This window comes from Corallococcus exercitus, assembly GCF_042231735.1.
GTDB lineage: Bacteria > Myxococcota > Myxococcia > Myxococcales > Myxococcaceae > Corallococcus > Corallococcus exercitus_B.
Genome location: NZ_CP102577.1, coordinates 5,952,624 through 5,970,662, shown reverse-complemented (window position 1 = coordinate 5,970,662; position 18,039 = coordinate 5,952,624). Strand labels below are relative to the sequence as shown.

12 protein-coding genes are annotated in these 18,039 nt (G+C 69.6%); 8 read left to right on the top strand and 4 right to left on the bottom strand.

Annotated elements, in window-relative coordinates; genetic code table 11:
- Positions 1–35: 35 nt before the first annotated feature.
- A complete protein-coding gene (locus NR792_RS23485; protein ID WP_375754910.1) occupies positions 36–962 on the bottom strand; it encodes a DUF1684 domain-containing protein in 927 nt (308 codons plus the stop codon).
- Between the two features lie 115 nt (positions 963–1,077).
- On the opposite strand from NR792_RS23485, the gene NR792_RS23480 reads away from it, so the two are divergent.
- Complete coding sequence (locus NR792_RS23480; RefSeq protein WP_375754909.1) at positions 1,078–1,920, top strand: 2-oxo acid dehydrogenase subunit E2; 843 nt, start codon at positions 1,078–1,080, stop codon at positions 1,918–1,920.
- A 29-nt stretch (positions 1,921–1,949) separates the two neighbouring features.
- Positions 1,950–2,180, top strand: a complete 231-nt coding sequence (locus tag NR792_RS23475; RefSeq protein ID WP_375754908.1) for a hypothetical protein — start codon at positions 1,950–1,952, stop codon at positions 2,178–2,180.
- Positions 2,181–2,198: 18 nt separating this feature from the next.
- Here the strand turns inward: NR792_RS23475 and NR792_RS23470 are convergent, their stop codons facing one another.
- A complete protein-coding gene (locus tag NR792_RS23470; RefSeq protein ID WP_375754907.1) occupies positions 2,199–2,948 on the bottom strand; it encodes an SDR family oxidoreductase in 750 nt (249 codons plus the stop codon).
- Between the two features lie 143 nt (positions 2,949–3,091).
- On the opposite strand from NR792_RS23470, the gene NR792_RS23465 reads away from it, so the two are divergent.
- From NR792_RS23465 to NR792_RS23455, 3 genes are all read left to right on the top strand, one after another.
- Positions 3,092–3,697: a TetR/AcrR family transcriptional regulator gene (locus NR792_RS23465; RefSeq protein ID WP_375754906.1), complete on the top strand. Its 606-nt coding sequence runs from the start codon at positions 3,092–3,094 to the stop codon at positions 3,695–3,697.
- Between the two features lie 95 nt (positions 3,698–3,792).
- Entirely contained in the window at positions 3,793–5,409 is a 1,617-nt protein-coding gene (locus NR792_RS23460; RefSeq protein WP_375754905.1) for a trypsin-like serine peptidase, read from the top strand.
- A gap of 96 nt (positions 5,410–5,505) precedes the next feature.
- A complete protein-coding gene (locus NR792_RS23455) occupies positions 5,506–6,066 on the top strand; it encodes a hypothetical protein (protein ID WP_375754904.1) in 561 nt (186 codons plus the stop codon).
- A gap of 53 nt (positions 6,067–6,119) precedes the next feature.
- On the opposite strand, the gene rsgA is transcribed toward NR792_RS23455, so the two are convergent.
- Positions 6,120–7,217 carry a ribosome small subunit-dependent GTPase A gene (gene rsgA / locus NR792_RS23450; RefSeq protein WP_375754903.1) on the bottom strand — a complete coding sequence of 366 codons (1,098 nt, stop codon included), beginning with the start codon at positions 7,215–7,217 and terminating at the stop codon, positions 6,120–6,122.
- 363 nt (positions 7,218–7,580) lie between these two features.
- Between rsgA and NR792_RS23445 the strand changes: the two genes are divergently transcribed.
- The gene (locus NR792_RS23445) at positions 7,581–8,318 is read left to right on the top strand and encodes a MerR family transcriptional regulator (protein ID WP_375754902.1); all 738 of its coding nucleotides are present in this window, start codon (positions 7,581–7,583) and stop codon (positions 8,316–8,318) included.
- A gap of 73 nt (positions 8,319–8,391) precedes the next feature.
- Here the strand turns inward: NR792_RS23445 and NR792_RS23440 are convergent, their stop codons facing one another.
- Positions 8,392–9,168, bottom strand: a complete 777-nt coding sequence (locus NR792_RS23440; protein WP_375754901.1) for a hypothetical protein — start codon at positions 9,166–9,168, stop codon at positions 8,392–8,394.
- A 273-nt stretch (positions 9,169–9,441) separates the two neighbouring features.
- Here NR792_RS23440 and NR792_RS23435 point away from each other — a divergent pair, with 273 nt between their 5' ends.
- Together NR792_RS23435 and NR792_RS23430 are read left to right on the top strand one after the other, a co-directional pair.
- A complete protein-coding gene (locus NR792_RS23435; protein ID WP_375754900.1) occupies positions 9,442–10,341 on the top strand; it encodes a hypothetical protein in 900 nt (299 codons plus the stop codon).
- 222 nt (positions 10,342–10,563) lie between these two features.
- Positions 10,564–17,988 (top strand): HAMP domain-containing protein, encoded by a 7,425-nt coding sequence (locus NR792_RS23430; protein WP_375754899.1) that lies wholly within the window; start codon positions 10,564–10,566, stop codon positions 17,986–17,988.
- Positions 17,989–18,039: the final 51 nt, after the last annotated feature.

Below are 18,039 nucleotides of genomic sequence, written 5' to 3'. Positions count from 1 at the left end.
GAGGTGGCTGGCGGGTGTTGATGCGCGGCCAGGGGTCAGTGGTCGCCCGCGCGCTTCTCTCCGGCTTCCACGCGCAGGGCCAGGCGGTTGCCGCGCGGGGGCAGCGGGCAGGTGGCGAAGCGGGTGAAGGCGCATGGCGGGTTGTAGGCGCGGTTGAAGTCCAGCACGACGCGCCCGTCCTTGTCCGGCAGCGGCGCTTCGAGGAAGCGGCCCGCGCCGTAGGTGGTGTCGCGGTTCGTCTCGTCGCCGAAGATGATGAACAGCTCGTCCGAGCCCTCCTCCGCCACGGGCATCAGGCGGTGCTCCTTGCCCGCCACCGTGAAGACGAGCGTGCCCGCGGACTTCATCTCCTCGGAGATGCCCAGCACCGTGGGCACGCTGAGCATGCGCGGCTTCTCGTCCGGCACCAGCCGGGCCTCCACCTTCCAGTCCGCGCTGGCCGGATACAGCGGGATGCCGTGGAACTGCTTGCGCGCCGCCGCCTCCGAATCCTTCACCCGCACGCCCAGCCGGTCCCCACGGCGGATGACCTGGAAGTTCACGCTCCCCAGCCGCAGCACGTCCGGCGCGCCCTTCTCGTCTGTCTTCAGCACGCCCCCCGTGAAGGGCTTGCCCTCCAGCGTGAAGGCCACGCCCGCCGCGGGCTGGAAGCGCACGGTGTCGCCCTGACGCGTGAACGTGCCCGCCTGGGCAGGCACCGGCGCGGGCAGCGGCACCGCGCTGCCGGGCGCGGAGCCGGCCTTCTGCTCGCCTTCCTTCAGCCACGTGAGCCCCACCAACGTCAGCCAGCCCTCCGGCGACGTCAGGCGTTGCAGCCGCTCGGCCTGCCACGCCTGGGTGGCGGCGGCGACGTCCTCCGCGGGAGCCTTCTTCTGCTCGGCCTTCGCGGCGGGCTTGGGGAGGGGCTTCGCGGGCGGCGCGGCCTGCAGGGCCAGGGACAGGACCAGGGCGAGGGTGCTCATGTGAAAGGGCCTCGAAGCGCGGGAGGAGGGAAGGGGCGCTGGGGCCCTTGTCTAACAAAGCCCGTCCCCCATTGCGCGCGGCGCTCCCGCCGTGCAAAGGCTTGGGAATCCTTCCGTGAACCTGGACCTCCACCCCGCGCCCCCCGCCAGTGCCCTGCGCAAGCTCGCGCTGGGGACGTGGCGCGCGCCCCGCGACCCCACCGCCTACGCGTCGCTGGACGTGCGCATGGAAGCGGCGCTCGCGTTCATGGCCACGCACCGAACGCGCACCGGCCGCCGGCTGACGGTGACGCACCTGGTGGCGAAGGCCGCGGCGGACGCGCTGCGCCGCTACCCGGAGGCCAACGTCATGCTGCGCGGCCAGCGTCCGTGGCTGCGCGAGGACGTGGGCGTCTGCGTGCTGGTGGTGCAGCCGGCGAGCGGCGCGTCGCGCGTGGACCTCACCACCGCCACCGTGCACCGCGCGGACCAGAAGTCGCTGGAGGCCCTGGCGGACGCCATGGAGTCACGCGTGTCGCGGGTCCGCGCGCGCGAGGACGTGGAGATTGAACGGGGCAAGCGCCGCTCGTCGCTCCTGCCCGGCTGGTTGATGGGCCCCGCGCTGCGGCTGCTGTCCTTCGTCTGGTACGGCCTGAACGTGGACCTGCGCCCGGTGGGCATGCCGTTCGACCCGTTCGGCTCCGTGGCGGTGACGAACCTGGGCTCGCTGGGGCTGGAGCGGGGCTTCGTCGCGATGGTGCCCTACACGCGCGTGCCGCTCTTGCTGGCGCCCGGGCTCGTGCGGGACGTGCCCGTGGTGGAAGACGGCGCGCTGGTGCCCGGCAAGGCCATGACGCTGACCTGCACCTGGGACTCGCGCCTCATCGACGTGGACCTGGCGGCGCGGGTGCTGCGGCACATCGGCGGCGCGCTGGAGGACCCCCGGGGGTGGGATGCACCGGGGGACGAAGCGCGGTAGAACGGAGGCGTCATCCGGAGGTCAACGCCATGTCCGTGGATCCCAACCGTCGCGTCCGCTCGTCCCGTCCCGTGGGGCGGGTGCTGGGCGGCCAGGACCGCTTCGAGAAGGAAGCCCTGGAAGGCCCCCCCGAGGGTCCCCTCGCCATGGACCGCCGCCAGCGCATGGCCGGCGGCCCGCCGCCGGTGAACGGCGAGAGCCCCTTCGCCGCCCGGCTGCGCAAGCTGGCCGCGTCGAACCCGGACGGCAAGGAGGACTGAAGCGCCCGCCTGTCGCGCTCAGACCTGTCCGGCGCCGCCGTCCACGAAGAGCTCCGCGCCGTTGACGAAGCTGCTGTCGTCCGACGCGAGGAACAGCGCCGCCTTCGCCACCTCGTCCGGCTGTCCCATGCGGCCCAGCGGGATGCGGCTGGTGAGGTACTCCTTGATCTGCTTCACCCCCGCCGCGTCGGACACCAGCCCGCTGAGTCCCGGCGTGTCGATGGGGCCCGGGCTGAGCGTGTTCACCCGGATGCTCCGCCCCTTCAGGTCCGTCGCCCAGGTGCGCGCGAACGAGCGGATGGCCGCCTTCGTCGCCGCGTAGACGCTGAAGGCCGCCGAGCCGTCCGAGCCCGCCGTGGAGCCCGTCAGGATGACGGAGCCGCCGTCCTTCAAGAGCGGCAGCGCCTTCTGCACCGTGAACAGCGTGCCCTTCACGTTGATGTTGAACGTCTGGTCGAAGTGCGCCTCCGTGATGGCGCCCAGCGCCGCGAACTCGCCCCCGCCCGCGTTGGCGAACACCACGTCGAGGTGCCCCGCCTCCTGCTTCACCCGCGCGTAGAGCGCGTCCAGGTCCGCCATCACGGACACGTCCCCGCGCACGCCCACCACGCCGTGGCCAATCTCCTTCACCGCCCGGTCCACCTCCGCCTGCCGGCGGCCGGTGAGGAACACCTTCGCCCCTTCCTGCACGAAGCGCTTCGCGGTCGCGAAGCCAATGCCCGTGGTTCCACCCGTGACGACCGACACCTTCCCGTCAAGCCTGCCCATGGTCCTGCTCCTTGTTCCGGGACACCCGTGGCCCCGTGAAGCGCCAGCCCACCTGCTCCCCGTGCCAGCGGAGGAGTTATGGACTTTGTGGTCCATATCTAAGAATGGTGGACCGGGCGGTCAATAACTTTTAATTTCGGGGCATGGCTCGGCCACGGACATTCGATGAGGCGCAGGTGCTGCGCGCGGTGCGCGACCAGTTCTGGAACAAGGGCTACGCGGCCACGTCCATGGATGACCTGATGCAGGCCACGGGGCTGGGCAAGGGCAGCCTCTACGGGGCCTTTGGCGACAAGCATCAGCTCTTCCTGAAGGTGTTCGACGCGTACTGCGTGAGCTCCGTGGAGTCGGTGAGGAAGACGCTGGAGGGCCCGGACGCTGGCGCGCTGGAGCGGCTGCGCCAGTACCTGCTGGGGGTGGCCACCGCTTCCGCGGCGCCCTCGAACCGGCGCGGGTGTCTGCTGGGGCGCGGCACCGCGGAGCTGGCGGCGCAGGACGCGCACGTGGCGGACCGGGCGCTGGAGACCTTCCAGGGGCTGGAGGCCGCGTTCGTGCACTGTCTGGAACAGGCGCGGGCGCATGGGGACCTCGCGGCCCAGGCGGATCCCCGGAAGCTGGGCGCCATGCTGCTCGCGGTCATGCGGGGACTGGAGGCCGTGGGCAAGGCGGGCATGGACGAAGCCAGCCTGCGAGGCATGGTGGAGACGACTTTCGAAAACCTGCCCGCCCCGGCGAAGCGCCGCCGTTGATTATCTTGAGGAACGCGGGATTTCTGGGGTAGTAGCGTTTGGCTGATCTGGCACGGTAGGGCTGCTTGTTTCCCCCAAACAAAGGCATCCCTTCCATGAAGCATTTCAAGTCTGGGTTTCTGGTGATGGGCGCTCTTGCGCTCGCGGCGGGCTGCGGCCCGTCAGAGGAATCCCTCGCGGAGCAGAAGCGCGAGGTGGTCTACGGCACGGACAACCGGCTGGACGTCCATGCCCACCCGGATGCCACGCTGCGCGCGAGGGCACAGCAGGCCGCGGTGGGCCTGGTGCATCCCGGGTTCATCGACCTGACGGACCCCGACAACGTCACCTTCCCCGGCCCGAACCTGGGCACCGGCCTCAACCTCTGCTCCACCGAGCGCTTCTGGAATGACCCCCGGGCGGCCTTCTGCTCCGGCACGCTCATCGACGATGACCTGGTGCTCACCGCGGGCCACTGCGTGGGCAACGCCGCGGAGTGCGCCGACACGTACTTCGTCTTCAACTTCTACCGGACCGCGGCGGGCGTGCTGCACCCCATCACGTCACAGGACGTCTTCACCTGCGACTCCATCGTGGCGCGGCAGCACGGCATGTCGAACGGGCAGAACCTGGACTACGCCATCGTGCGCCTGGACCGGGCGGCCACGCCGCGCTTCACCCCGGCGCCCGTCCGCACGGGCAACACCGCGCTGGGCGCCGCGCGGAACGTGGCCGTCGTGGGCGGCAGCAGCGGCAGCCCCATCAAGCTCGACTCCGGCGGCTCGGTGCGTGACGCCCGCTCGGGCACGCTGGACTACTTCGTGTCCAACTCGGACACCTTCCCCGGCTCGTCGGGCGGGGCGGTGTACGAGCTGGACCAGCACACCCTCGCGGGCATCCTCGTGCGCGGGTACGGGGTGGACTACGTCGCCAACGGCAGCTGCAACGTGGTGAACGTGTGCCCCGAGACGGGCTGCACCGGCTCGGAGAGCACGTACGTCTACCCGGCCCTCAAGGGCGTGTGCACCGAGCTCCAGAACGGCAGCGCGCGGCTGTGCACCGGGATGCCGCCGGCCCCGGTGCGTCCGGCCAACGCGTTCGGCTACACGACGAGCGACACCTACGACGCCACGCAGAACACGGTGGACCGGGCGTACACGCTCGGCGTGGGCGACGTCATCCAGGCGAACGCCTGCGGTCTGCCGGACTTCCCCGCCACGGGCTACCCCAAGCTGCGCCTCGTCGACGTCCAGGGCAACGAGGTCGCCTCCAGCTTCGACGGGTGCGGCTTCAAGCTCCGGGTGCAGACCGCTGGCGCCTACACCCTCCGCGCCGGCTGCGACTACACCGATAGCTGCAGCGCCACGGTGGAGGTGAATGTCACCCTGAACGCGAACCTCACGCGGGGCACGTTGCCCTTCAACCTCACCAACACCGACAGCGGCACGCGCAGGACCGCCAACCTGAACGTGACGCTGACCCCTGGCCAGGTCCTCGACGTGGGCACCTGCGCCGTGGAGTGCGCCAACGGCGTGGGTGACACCCTCCTGCGGGTGCACGACTCCTCGGGCATGCCGGTGGCGGAGAACGACGATGCCTTCGGCACCTGCGGCTCGCTTTCGCGCGTCACCTACCACATGAACGTGGTGTCCCCGGCGGAGCAGTATCAAATCCGCGTCGGCTGCTTCCGCGACACGAGTTGCAGCGGTACGGCCGCCTACGTCATCTACTGAGGCACCGACCCCTCTTCCGGTGACCCCCGCGTTCAGGCTAGGCACAGGGGCCTGAACGCGGGTGCGAGCGGTCACTCACCGGGATTGGGGGCACTGATGCGGAAGGCACATGCGGTGGCGGCGTCGATGGCGGCGCTGATGCTGGGGCAGACGGGCTGCTATCGGACGAGCATCGTCACGAACCTGCGGCCGGAGCCCAAGGTCCACCAGGACCGGCAGTGGTTCACGGTGGCGGGCCTGGTGCCCGTGTCCAGCCCTCCTGGCAGCGAGTGCAAGAACGGCGTCGCGTGGGCACAGAGCCGCGCGACCCCCAGCGACTTCCTCATCCAGGCGGGCCTCGCGGTGGCGGGCGCGTTCATCGGGTCAGCGGTGTGTGCCGGCGGCAACCGGACCGACGAGGAGCAGGGCAACTGCGCCGCGATTGGCCTGCTGCTGCCCACGGTCCTGGTGGGGTCTCGCACCGTGGCCTACGCCTGCGCTTCGGAGTACCAGAACGTCCCTCCGCGGCAGGCCCCGGACTTCCGCGAGGAGACGCCCGCCCGCGCTCCGGACGGCGCGACCACGCCGGAGGAGGGCGAGGTCCCGGTGCCTGAAACGCCGACCCCGCCGCCGCTGCCGCCGCCCGGCGCGGTGCCGGAGACGAGCCCCGGCCTCTGAAGCACGCCCGGACGCGGCGCGGAAGGACTCCACGCCGCGCCCGGGGTGTCTGTCTATTCGCTGTGCCGCTTCGAGCGGATCCGCGCCCAGCCCTCGTTGGACCGGTTGCGCTCCAGCCGCTTGTGCGCCCGCTGCGCGGCGGCGTCCGTCTGGCGGTGCTGGAAGGCCTGCTCGCGCTGGAGCTTCTCGAAGCTCGCGCGCCGTGCCTCGGAGAGCGTGCCGTCCTCCACCGCCTGCCTCACCGCGCACCCCGGCTCGTTCTGGTGGCCGCAGTCGTTGAAGCGGCAGCCGGTGGCCAGCGCGAGGACGTCCGCGAAGGCGTGGGCCAGCCCCTCGTCATCGTCGCCCCACAGGCCCAGCTCGCGCATGCCGGGCCCGTCGATGACGAGGCCGCCGTGCTCCAGCACGAACAGCTCCCGGTGCGTGGTGGTGTGCCGGCCCCTGTCGCCCTCCGCGCTCACGGGCTGGGTGACGAGCCGCGCGGCGTCCAGCAGCCGGTTGGTGAGCGTGGACTTGCCCACGCCGGACGAGCCCAGCAGCACGCCCGTCCTTCCGGCGGGAAGCCGTGCGCGCACGTCCTCCACACCCAGGCCCGTGTGCGCGCTCACCGCGAGCACGTCCACGCCGGGGGCCAGCGCCTCCACCTCCCGGACGCGCTCGGCGGCGTCGTCCGCGAGGTCCGCCTTGCTCAGGAGCACGACGGGCGTGGCGCCGCTGTTCCAGGCCACGGTGAGGGCGCGCTCGATGCGGCGCGGGTTGAAGTTGCCGTCCAGCCCCGTGACGAGGAACACCACGTCCACGTTGGCGGCGATGAGCTGGCTGTCGTGTTCGCTGCCCGCCTCGCGCCGCTTCAGGAGGCTGCGGCGGGGCAGCACCGCGTGCATCAGCGCCTCGCCGTCACCGGAAGCGGGCGGTTGCAGGAGGACCCAGTCGCCCACGGTGGGCAGGGCCTCCACGCCCTGGGCCTGATGGAGGAGGCGTCCCGCGGCACGCGCGAGGAAGGCCGGGCCGGCGGTCTGGACGGTGAGCAGTCCCCGCTGCTGGCGCACGACGCGCCCGGGGACGAGGGAGACAGAGGAAGACGACTGCGAAACGAATGAGGACAGCGCGAGGTCGAGGTCGGGACCCCAGCCGAGGATTTCAAGTGACACTTGGGGAACTCCGGGCAGAGCGAGGCCAGGGCCGCACGGAGGAGGACTCCGGGGCGCCGGGCGTGAAGGAAGCGGGGCTCGCGCTGCGACGGACGACGGTGCTGCGACCGGCTCAGCGGATGAGCGCCCGCGTGGCGGACAGGGCCGCGACGACGACAAGGGGCGGAGTCATCAGGACAGGTCTCCTCAAGGGTTCGAGGTCAGGCGGTCATCGCCGGACCTGAGGCAGAAGCTAGCAATTCCTGTCGGCCGCTGGCCACCCCTTATGGCGTCCGTGTGTTTCCCCCTTGAACCTCACGCGACGTGAGGTTGTACCCATCTCATCCAGTCACGCGAAGGACGGTGACTGGAAAGGGGTGAGGCATGCAGCACACGGAGCTGAAGGTAGGGGAGCTGGCCCGGCGCACGGGGCTGTCCATCCGCGCGCTGCACCACTACGACGAGATTGGCTTGCTCAAGCCCTCGGCGCACACGGCGTCGGGGCACCGGCTCTACACGGCGGCGGACATCGCCCGCCTGAGTCACATCCTGTCGCTCAAGCAGCTCGGGTTCTCGCTGGAGGAGATCGCCGAGACGCTGGGCCGGGCGGACTTCTCCGCCCTGCGCGTGGTGGAGCTGCGGCTCCAGCGGGCCCGGGAGCAGCTGGCGGAACAGCGTCAGCTCTGCGACCGCCTGGATTCCCTCGCACGACAGCTGCGCGCGGCGGAGCCCGTCTCCGCCGACGACTTCCTACAGACCATCGAGGCCATGACCATGTTCGAGAAGTACTACACCCCGGAGCAGTTGAAGGAACTGGAGGCCCGTCGCCAGGCGATGGGTGACGACGCCATCAAGCAGGTGGAGGCCGAGTGGCCCCGCCTCATCGCGAGCATGCGCGAGCAGATGGAGCAGGGCGCCGACCCCGCGTCCGAGCCGGTGCGCGCCCTGGCCACGCGCTGGCGCGAGCTGGTCCGCGCCTTCACGGGCGGCAACCCCGGCATCGAGAAGTCCCTCCAGACGCTGCACCAGCAGGAGCCGCAGGTGGCCCAGCGTCAGGGCCGCGACCCCAAGCTCATGGAGTACGTGGGCCGCGCCATGGCGTGCCTGGACGCGTCGAAGTAAAGCCAGACATGGCGGCGGCCGCCAGCGAAGGGCTGGCGGCCGTACCGTCATTCAAGAACATCCCACCGCAAGGCTACTGGCCGCCGACGGTGCCGCCGGAGCCGCTGGTGCCGGTGCCGCCCACGCCGCCGATGGTGCCGCCGGAGCCGCTGGTGCCGCTGCCGCCGACGCCACCCGTGCCGGTCGCGCCGCTGGTGCCGGTGCCGCCCGTAGTGGAGCCGCCCGGGTCGATGACCGTCGAGCCGTTGCTCTCGGTGCCGGGCGAGGTGGCGCCGGTGGTGCCGCTGCCGGAGCCACCGATGGTGCCGGTGCTGCCGGTGCTGCTACCGCCGGTGGTGCCGGTGCTCCCGGAGCCACCAATGCTGCTGCCGGTGCTGGTGCCGGAGCCACCGATGTTGCTGCCGGAGCCACCGTAGGTGCCGGAGCTGGTGCCCGTGGTGCCCGTGGAGGGCGCGGTGCTACCGGTGCCGAAGGTGTCCGAGCTGGAGCCGGTGTTCGTGGGCGAGCCCGTGCCGATGCCGCTGGTCCCGGTGCCGCCCGTGCCGGAAGTGCTGCCGCCGGTGGTGCCGGTGCCGGTCGTGCCCGGAGTCGTGGTCGTGCCGGAGCCTGATCCGCCCGTGCCGGTGGCGGTGTTGCCCGTCTGCACGCCGGTGGAGTTGGTGGAGCCGGGCGTGAACGTCCCGGTGGAGCCGGCGGTGCCCGTCTGCCCGTTGTTGATGACCCCCGGAGATCCACTCGTGGAGCCGGGCGTCGTCCCGGGGCTCGACCCGTCGCCTACCTGCTGAGCGAACGCGCTGGTGGAGAGCAGGAAGCTGAAGGCCAGTGCCGCGGTGCCGATGGAGCGTCGCATGTGAGGAATCCTTTCCCGTCGTTGGTGGCGTAAAGGTGTGTGCTTCAGCCGACAGGGCAACCCGTTGAAAGAAGCCAGCACATGGCAGGACGGCAGCTCGCAGGTCGTTCATGGGACAGAGCGCGCGGGGCAGGGCTTGCGCGCACGGGCTCCCGGAGACACCGGGGGACCCAGGCGGGACGCCACGGGATGTCCAGGAAGCGGGCTTCCGCATCGCATGGGCAGTCTTCGCTCCCGTTCTGTGCTGTCCTCCCGGTCCGGAAAGGAGCGCGTGTGAGCGGACGGGAAGTGCAGCTGGCGGCGGGCCGCAAGAGCGCGCGACAGACGCGAAGCGCGAGCGCACGCGCCTGGACCCTCACGCTCGTCATCGCCGCGAGCCTGGGCATGCTCCTCTACGTCTCCACCACCAGCCTGCCGTACCTCATCGCCTCACCCGCGGGAGACGCGCACCTGGGCGCGCTCAATGACTGTCTGGCGCGGCAGCTCCAGGGGGCCACGCGGCTGGGCTGGGCCGTGGCGCCGGATGCGTCGCGCGCGGCGGTGTTCGGACCCCGCGTCGTCGCGGTCTGTGGCGAGGACGGCTCGCACGCGCGGCTGGAGGTCCCCGGCGCCACCGCGCTCGCCTTCGACGGCGAGCGCCACCTGTGGGTCGCCACCGGAGGCCGCCTGCTGCGTGAGCGTGACGGCGCGCTCCAGCCGGTGGGCGACATCGCTCCGCCGGAGTGGCTGATCGGCCACGCGGGCGGGGTCCTCGCGCTGGACGACACCGGGCAGCTCGTCTCCGTGGCACCGGACGGCAAGGTGCTGGGCCAGGCGCAGGTGCCGGGTCCCGGAGGGCGGCTGTCCGTCGGCCCCGGGGGCGTGCTGGCGGCGGTGGAGTGGGGCGGAGGCGTCCTCGTCTACGACGCCCGCACCCTGGAGCCGGTGCGAGCCGAAGCCCCCTGCACCGTGGAGTTTCTCTGGTGGTTGGACGGAGCGGATCAGGTCCTGCTGGCCTGTGGCGCGCCCGCCTCCCCGGACGCACAGGGGCCTGCCGCCCTGCGCTTCAACGTCCGCACCGGCGCCCGTGAAGCCGTGCCCGCCGGCACGCGCGCGCCTGCCCGGAGGCTCTCGGGCCGGGCGCTGTATGTGCAGGGGTGCGATGGCTTCCCGTGCACGGCCTCGCCCCCCTGAAGCTGTTATGGGGAGGTTCCGCTCCGGGGGCCTCCGTTTCAATCCGGGGCTTCCGGGGATGGTGGGGCCTACAGTCGTCAGGGCGTTGAGTGCCTGACACAAAGGGCCCTCCCATCCCGGCTTTACATTCGACAAACCCGCGAACTCATTGGACGTTCCTGGGATCGCGGGCCGGTTTCCCAGTACCAGCCGCAACGCTTTCGCCGATCAGGGGTTTCACACGTGGACGACACCAAGGTTTCCAGCTCCTCCGCTCCCCGCAAGCGCGCCAACGGGCGCAAGACGGCCGGGACCGCAGCAAGTCAGGACGCTGGCCTTCCAGGGGGCCGCTCCCAGGCCAACGTGGCGGCCAACCGGCTGAGCAACACAGAGGCGTCGCGCGCCGAGCCCGCGTCCACCCGCCGCGCTCCCGCGCGAGGCCGCAACGGCAACAGCCGTCAAGCGGATGAGGGGCTGCGCCCCGGCGGTCCTCCTCCGCTCCAGCAGCTGCTGGCGGCGCTCCGGGCCGTGCAGGGCGGTGACTTCTCCGTGCGGCTGCCGTCGGGCGCGCAGGACATGGTGATGGATGAGATCGCCCGCGCGTTCAACGCGGTGGTGACGCTCAACTCCACGCTCACCCACGAAATCGTCCGCGTGGAGCGCGTCGTCGGCCGCGAGGGCCGCATGGGCGAGCGCGTGACCCTGGGCGACGTGCGTGGCGACTGGGCCACCAGCGTCCAGTCCATCAACGCCCTCATCGGCGACCTGGTGCAGCCCACCACGGAAGTCGCCCGCGTGCTGGTGGCGGTGGCCGAAGGCGACCTCACCCAGAAGATGGCGCTGGAGATCGACGGCCAGCCCGTGAAGGGCGAGTTCCTTCGCATCGGCACCACCGTGAACGCGATGGTGGATCAGCTCAACAGCTTCGCCGCCGAAGTGACGCGCGTCGCGAAGGAGGTGGGCACCGAAGGAAAGCTGGGCGGCCAGGCGGACGTGAAGGGCGTGTCCGGCGTGTGGAAGGACCTCACGGACAACGTGAACGTCCTCGCCGGCAACCTCACCGCGCAGGTGCGAAACATCGCGGAGGTCACCACGGCGGTGGCCCGCGGCGACCTGTCCCGCAAGATCACGGTGGACGTGAAGGGCGAAGTCCTTGAGCTCAAGAGCACCATCAACACGATGGTGGACCAGCTCAACAGCTTCGCCTCCGAAGTGACGCGCGTCGCGCGCGAAGTGGGTACGGAAGGCAAGCTGGGCGGTCAGGCCGCGGTGTCCGGCGTGTCCGGCACGTGGAAGGACCTCACGGACAACGTGAACTTCATGGCGTCCAACCTCACGACGCAGGTGCGCGGCATCGTGAAGGTGGTGACGGCGGTCGCCAACGGCGACCTCACCCAGAAGCTGATGGTGCCGTCGCAGGGTGAGATCGCCGCGCTGGGCGCCACGCTGAACAACATGACGGACACGCTCAACGTGTTCGCGCAGCAGGTGACCAGCGTCGCGCGCACGGTGGGCGTGGAGGGCAAGCTGGGCGCCCAGGCCCAGGTGCCCGGCGCCGCGGGGACGTGGAAGGACCTCACGGACAACGTGAACCTGATGGCGTCCAACCTCACCAGCCAGGTGCGCAACATCGCGGAGGTCTCCACCGCCGTCGCCAATGGCGACCTGTCGCGGAAGATCACCGTGGACGTGAAGGGCGAGGTGCTGGAGCTCAAGAGCACCATCAACACGATGGTGGACCAGCTCCGCGCGTTCGCCGCCGAAGTGACCCGCGTCGCGAAGGAAGTGGGTACGGACGGCAAGCTGGGCGGTCAGGCCGCGGTGCCGGGAGTCGGCGGCACGTGGAAGGACCTCACGGACAACGTGAACAGCATGGCCTCCAACCTCACCACCCAGGTGCGCAACATCGCCCTGGTGACGACGGCGGTGGCCACCGGTGACCTGTCCAAGAAGATCACCGTCGACGCTCGCGGCGAAATCCTGGAGCTGAAGAACACCATCAACACGATGGTGGACCAGCTCAACAGCTTCGCCTCCGAAGTGACCCGCGTGGCCCGCGAGGTGGGCACGCACGGCAAGCTGGGCGGTCAGGCGGAAGTGAAGGGCGTGTCCGGCACGTGGAAGGACCTCACGGACAACGTGAACTTCATGGCGTCCAACCTCACCACCCAGGTGCGAGGCATCGCCAAGGTCGTGACCGCGGTCGCCAACGGCGACCTCACCCAGCGCCTGAAGATGGAGGCCAAGGGCGAGGTGGCGGAGCTCGCGGACACCATCAACGCGATGACCCAGACGCTCTCCATCTTCGCGCAGCAGGTGACGGACGTCGCGCGCACGGTGGGCGTGGAAGGCAAGCTGGGCGCCCAGGCCGTGGTGCCGGGCGTCGCGGGCACCTGGAAGGACCTCACGAACAACGTGAACCTCCTGGCGAACAACCTTACGGATCAAGTCCGTAACATCGCCGAGGTGACGACGGCGGTCGCGAAGGGTGACCTGTCGCGCAAGATCACCGTTGACGCGAAGGGTGAGGTCCTGGAGCTCAAGAGCACCATCAACACGATGGTGGACCAGCTCCGCGCGTTCGCCGCGGAAGTGACGCGCGTCGCGAAGGAAGTGGGCACGGACGGCAAGCTGGGTGGTCAGGCCGACGTGAAGGGCGTGTCCGGCGTGTGGAAGGACCTCACGGACAACGTGAACAGCATGGCCTTCAACCTCACCACCCAGGTGCGCGGCATCGTCAAGGTGGTGACGGCGGTGGCCGACGGCGACCTGTCCCAGAAGCTGGTGATGGAGGCCAAGGGTGAGATCGCCGCGCTCGCGGACACCATCAACGCCATGACCCAGACGCTGTCCGTCTTCGCGCAGCAGGTGACGGACGTCGCGCGCACGGTGGGCGTGGAGGGCAAGCTGGGCGCCCAGGCGGAAGTGCCGGGTGTGGCCGGTACGTGGAAGGACCTCACGAACAACGTGAACCTGCTGGCCAACAACCTCACGGCCCAGGTGCGAAACATCGCGGAGGTCACGACGGCGGTCGCGAACGGCGACCTGTCCAAGAAGATCACCGTCGACGCGAAGGGCGAGGTGTTGGAGCTCAAGAGCACCATCAACACGATGGTGGACCAGCTCCGCGCGTTCGCCGCGGAAGTGACGCGCGTCGCGAAGGAAGTGGGTACGGAAGGCAAGCTGGGTGGTCAGGCGGACGTGAAGGGCGTGTCCGGCGTGTGGAAGGACCTCACGGACAACGTGAACGTCCTCGCCGGCAACCTGACGGACCAGGTGCGCAACATCGCCAAGGTGACGACGGCGGTGGCCAACGGCGACCTCTCCCAGAAGATCACCGTGAGCGTGAAGGGCGAGGTGCTGGAGCTGAAGAACACCATCAACACGATGGTGGACCAGCTCCGCGCGTTCGCGTCGGAAGTCACGCGCGTGGGCAAGGAAGTGGGTACGGAGGGCAAGCTGGGCGGCCAGGCCGCGGTGCCCGGCGTCGCGGGCGTGTGGAAGGACCTCACGGACAACGTGAACGTCCTCGCCGCGAACCTCACGGACCAGGTGCGCAACATCGCCAAGGTGACCACGGCGGTGGCCTACGGCGACCTGTCGCAGAAGATCTCCGTGGAGGCGAAGGGCGAAATCCTGGAGCTCAAGAGCACCATCAACACGATGGTGGACCAGCTCCGCGCCTTCGCTTCCGAAGTGACCCGCGTCGCGAAGGAAGTGGGTACGGACGGCAAGCTGGGGGGGCAGGCCGCGGTGCCCGGCGTCGCCGGCACGTGGAAGGACCTCACGGACAACGTGAACAGCATGGCCTCCAACCTCACCAGCCAGGTGCGCAACATCGCGCTGGTGACGACGGCCGTCGCGAACGGTGACCTGTCCAAGAAGATCACCGTCGACGCGAAGGGTGAAATCCTGGAGCTGAAGAACACCATCAACACGATGGTGGACCAGCTCAACAGCTTCGCCTCCGAAGTGACCCGCGTGGCCCGTGAAGTGGGCGCGGAAGGAAAGCTGGGCGGTCAGGCGGAAGTGAAGGGCGTGTCCGGCACGTGGAAGGACCTCACGGACAACGTGAACTTCATGGCCCGCAACCTCACGACGCAGGTGCGCGGCATCGTGAAGGTGGTGACCGCGGTCGCCAACGGCGACCTCAAGCAGAAGCTGGTGGTGGACGCGAAGGGCGAAGTGGCCGCCCTGGCGGAGACCATCAACAACATGACCGACACGCTGGGCATCTTCGCGGAGCAGGTCTCCACGGTGGCCCGCGAGGTGGGCGTGGAAGGGAAGCTGGGCGGCCAGGCCCGCGTGCCCGGTGTGGCCGGCACGTGGAAGGACCTCACGGACAACGTGAACTTCATGGCCTCCAACCTCACCACCCAGGTGCGCGGCATCGTGCGCGTGGTGACGGCGGTGGCCAACGGCGACCTGACCCAGAAGCTCATCGTGGACGCGAAGGGCGAGGTGGCCGCGCTCGCGGACACCATCAACAACATGACCGACACGCTGGGCACCTTCGCGGAGCAGGTCTCCACGGTGGCCCGCGAGGTGGGTATCGAAGGAAAGCTGGGCGGCCAGGCCCGCGTGCCCGGTGCGCGCGGCACGTGGCGGCAGCTGACGGACAACGTGAACCAGCTGGCCGGGACGCTCACCAGCCAGCTGCGCGCCATCTCCGACGTGGCCACCGCCGTGACCAAGGGCGACCTGACCCGCAGCATCACGGTCGTCGCGGAAGGCGAGGTCGCGGCGCTGAAGGACAACATCAACCAGATGATCGTCAACCTGCGTGAAACGACGCAGAAGAACCAGGAGCAGGACTGGCTCAAGACGAACCTGGCGAAGTTCAGCGGCATGATGCAGGGCCAGAAGTCCCTGGATGCCGTCAGCCGCCTCATCATGAGCGAGCTGACCCCGCTGGTGTCCGCGCACCACGGCGCCTTCTTCCTCTCCGACCCCGAGGGCGGCGTCCCGTCCCTCAAGCTCACCAGCACCTACGCGTACCGGGAGCGCAAGCACCTGGCGAACCGCTTCCGGCTGGGTGAGGGACTCGTCGGGCAGTGCGCGCTGGAGAAGAAGACCATCCTCCTCACGCGCGTGCCGTCGGACTACATCACCATCTCCTCCGGCCTGGGCGAGTCCGCGCCGCTCAACATCATCGTCCTGCCCGTCCTCTTCGAGGGCGAGGTGAAGGCGGTCATCGAGCTGGCCTCGTTCCACCCGTTCAGCGCCATCCACCAGATCTTCCTGGACCAGCTGACGGAGAGCATCGGCGTGGTGCTCAACATGATCATGGCGAACATGCGCACGGAGACGCTGCTCTCCGAGTCGCAGCGCCTGACCCAGGAGCTCCAGAGCCAGTCGCGCGAGCTCACCCAGCAGCAGGACGAGCTCAAGCGCACCAACATCGAGCTGGAGGACAAGGCGAAGGAGCTGGCGGACCAGAACACCCGCGTGGAGGAGAAGAACCGCGAGGTGGAGCTGGCGCGCGTCAGCCTGGAGGAGAAGGCGGAGCAGCTCACCATCATCTCCAAGTACAAGAGCGAGTTCCTGGCCAACATGAGCCACGAGCTGCGCACGCCGCTCAACTCGCTGCTCATCCTGGCCAAGCTCCTGTCCGACAACAAGGACGGGAACCTGTCCAACAAGCAGGTCGAGTACGCCAACACCATCTACGCGTCCGGCGGCGACCTGCTCAGCCTCATCAACGAAATCCTCGACCTGTCCAAGGTGGAGGCGGGCAAGATGCAGGTGGAGCCCCGGGACATCGTCCTCACGGAGCTCAACCAGTTCATCGAGCGCAGCTTCCGCCCGGTGGCGGACCAGAAGGGCCTCACCTTCCAGGTGGAGGTGCTGGCCGGGACGCCGCGCCACGTGCGCACCGACCCGCAGCGGCTGCAGCAGGTGCTCAAGAACCTGCTCTCCAACGCCTTCAAGTTCACCGACGAGGGCGGCGTGAAGCTCACCGTGCGCCTGGCGGACAAGGGCATGCGCTTCGACCACGAGGCGCTGCGCCGCTCGCGCCACGTGCTGGCCTTCGCCGTGAAGGACACCGGCATCGGCATCGCCAAGGACAAGCAGCGCATCATCTTCGAGGCGTTCCAGCAGGCGGACGGCTCCACCGCGCGCAAGTACGGCGGCACCGGCCTGGGCCTGTCCATCAGCCGCGAAATCGCCAAGCTGCTGGGCGGTGAGATCCGCCTGGAGAGCGAGCCGGGCAAGGGCAGCACCTTCACCCTCTACCTGCCTCCGGAGTACCAGGGCTCGGACGAGGACGGCGCGCAGGGCAATGACTCGGCCGTTCGCGCGCTGGGGGCCCTGCCGGAATCGCACCTGCCTCCGGCCTCGCCCGGCATCGCCACGCCGCCGCCCCTCGCGCCGTCGGCCCTGGTGTCGGAGCCGCAGGCCCACGTGCTGGACGCCGCGCTGCCCCCGCCGGTGGAGGGGTCGCACACGCCCGTCGTGGTGGAGGACGACCGCGAGCTCATCCGCGAGGGTGACCGCACCCTGCTCATCATCGAGGACGACCTGAAGTTCGCCCGCATCATGGTGCAGATGGCGCGCGAGAAGGGCTTCAAGGCCCTGGTCGCCACGCGCGGCGACAGCGGCCTGTCCATGGCGCACGAGTACCAGCCGGACGCCATCACCCTGGACATCCAGCTGCCCGTGGTGGACGGCTGGAGCGTGCTGGACCGCCTCAAGCGCAACCCGCGCACGCGCCACATCCCCGTCCACATCATCAGCGTGATGGACAAGCACCTGGGCAACACCCAGGGCGCGTTCGGCTACCTCACCAAGCCCGTGAGCAAGGAGGGCCTGGAGCGCGTCTTCGGCCAGCTGTCGCGCTTCCTGGAGCGCCGCGAGCGCCGCCTGCTCGTCATCGAGGACGACGACGTGCAGCGCAGCAGCCTCACCCAGCTGCTCAGCGACGGCGGAGACGTCGTCGTCACCGCGGTGGCGTCCGGCCAGGAGGCCCTCCAGAAGCTGGAGGAGAACGAGTACGACTGCCTCGTCATCGACCTCCTGTTGCCCGACATGGACGGCATCAAGCTGGTGGAGGAGGTGAAGACGCAGCAGCGCTTCCGCGACCTGCCCATCGTCGTCTACACCGGCCGCGAATTGACGCCCAAGGACGAGGCCCGGCTGCGGCGCTACACCGGCAGCGTCATCCTGAAGAGCGGCGCGAAGAGCCCGGACCAGCTGCTCAGCGACACGGCGCTCTTCCTGCACCGCCTGGACGAGAACCTCCCACCACGCGCGCGCGCGGCCCTGGCGCAGCGCAACGACCAGGACGCACCGCTGGCCGGCAAGAAGGTGCTCCTGGTGGATGACGACATGCGCAACATCTTCGCGCTCACCAGCGTGCTGGAAAATCACAGCATGCAGGTCGTCTTCGCGGAGAACGGGCGGGCCGCCATCGAGATGCTCGGCCAGCACCCCGACGTGGACGTCGTGTTGATGGACGTGATGATGCCGGAGATGGATGGCTACGAGACCATGCGTGCCATCCGCAAGGACGCCAAGTACGCCAGCCTGCCCATCATCGCCGTCACCGCGAAGGCGCTGAAGGACGACCGCGAGAAGTGCATGGCGGCCGGCGCGAGTGACTACCTGCCCAAGCCGGTGGACACCGACAAGCTCCTGGAACTCGTTCGCCTCTGGGTGAGTGCTTGATACTCAACGAGGACGATCCATCCTCCTGCCCCCTTTGCACTTCCGTCTGGA

Bases quoted from the DNA above. Each gene is read 5' to 3' on its own strand.
- NR792_RS23485 (WP_375754910.1), bottom strand. From the start codon at position 962: ATGAGCACCCTCGCCCTGGTCCTGTCCCTGGCCCTGCAGGCCGCGCCG.
- NR792_RS23460 (WP_375754905.1), top strand. From the start codon at position 3,793: ATGAAGCATTTCAAGTCTGGGTTTCTGGTGATGGGCGCTCTTGCGCTC.
- NR792_RS23470 (WP_375754907.1), bottom strand. From the start codon at position 2,948: ATGGGCAGGCTTGACGGGAAGGTGTCGGTCGTCACGGGTGGAACCACG.
- NR792_RS23465 (WP_375754906.1), top strand. From the start codon at position 3,092: ATGGCTCGGCCACGGACATTCGATGAGGCGCAGGTGCTGCGCGCGGTG.
- NR792_RS23440 (WP_375754901.1), bottom strand. From the start codon at position 9,168: ATGCGACGCTCCATCGGCACCGCGGCACTGGCCTTCAGCTTCCTGCTC.
- NR792_RS23475 (WP_375754908.1), top strand. From the start codon at position 1,950: ATGTCCGTGGATCCCAACCGTCGCGTCCGCTCGTCCCGTCCCGTGGGG.
- NR792_RS23445 (WP_375754902.1), top strand. From the start codon at position 7,581: ATGCAGCACACGGAGCTGAAGGTAGGGGAGCTGGCCCGGCGCACGGGG.
- NR792_RS23455 (WP_375754904.1), top strand. From the start codon at position 5,506: ATGCGGAAGGCACATGCGGTGGCGGCGTCGATGGCGGCGCTGATGCTG.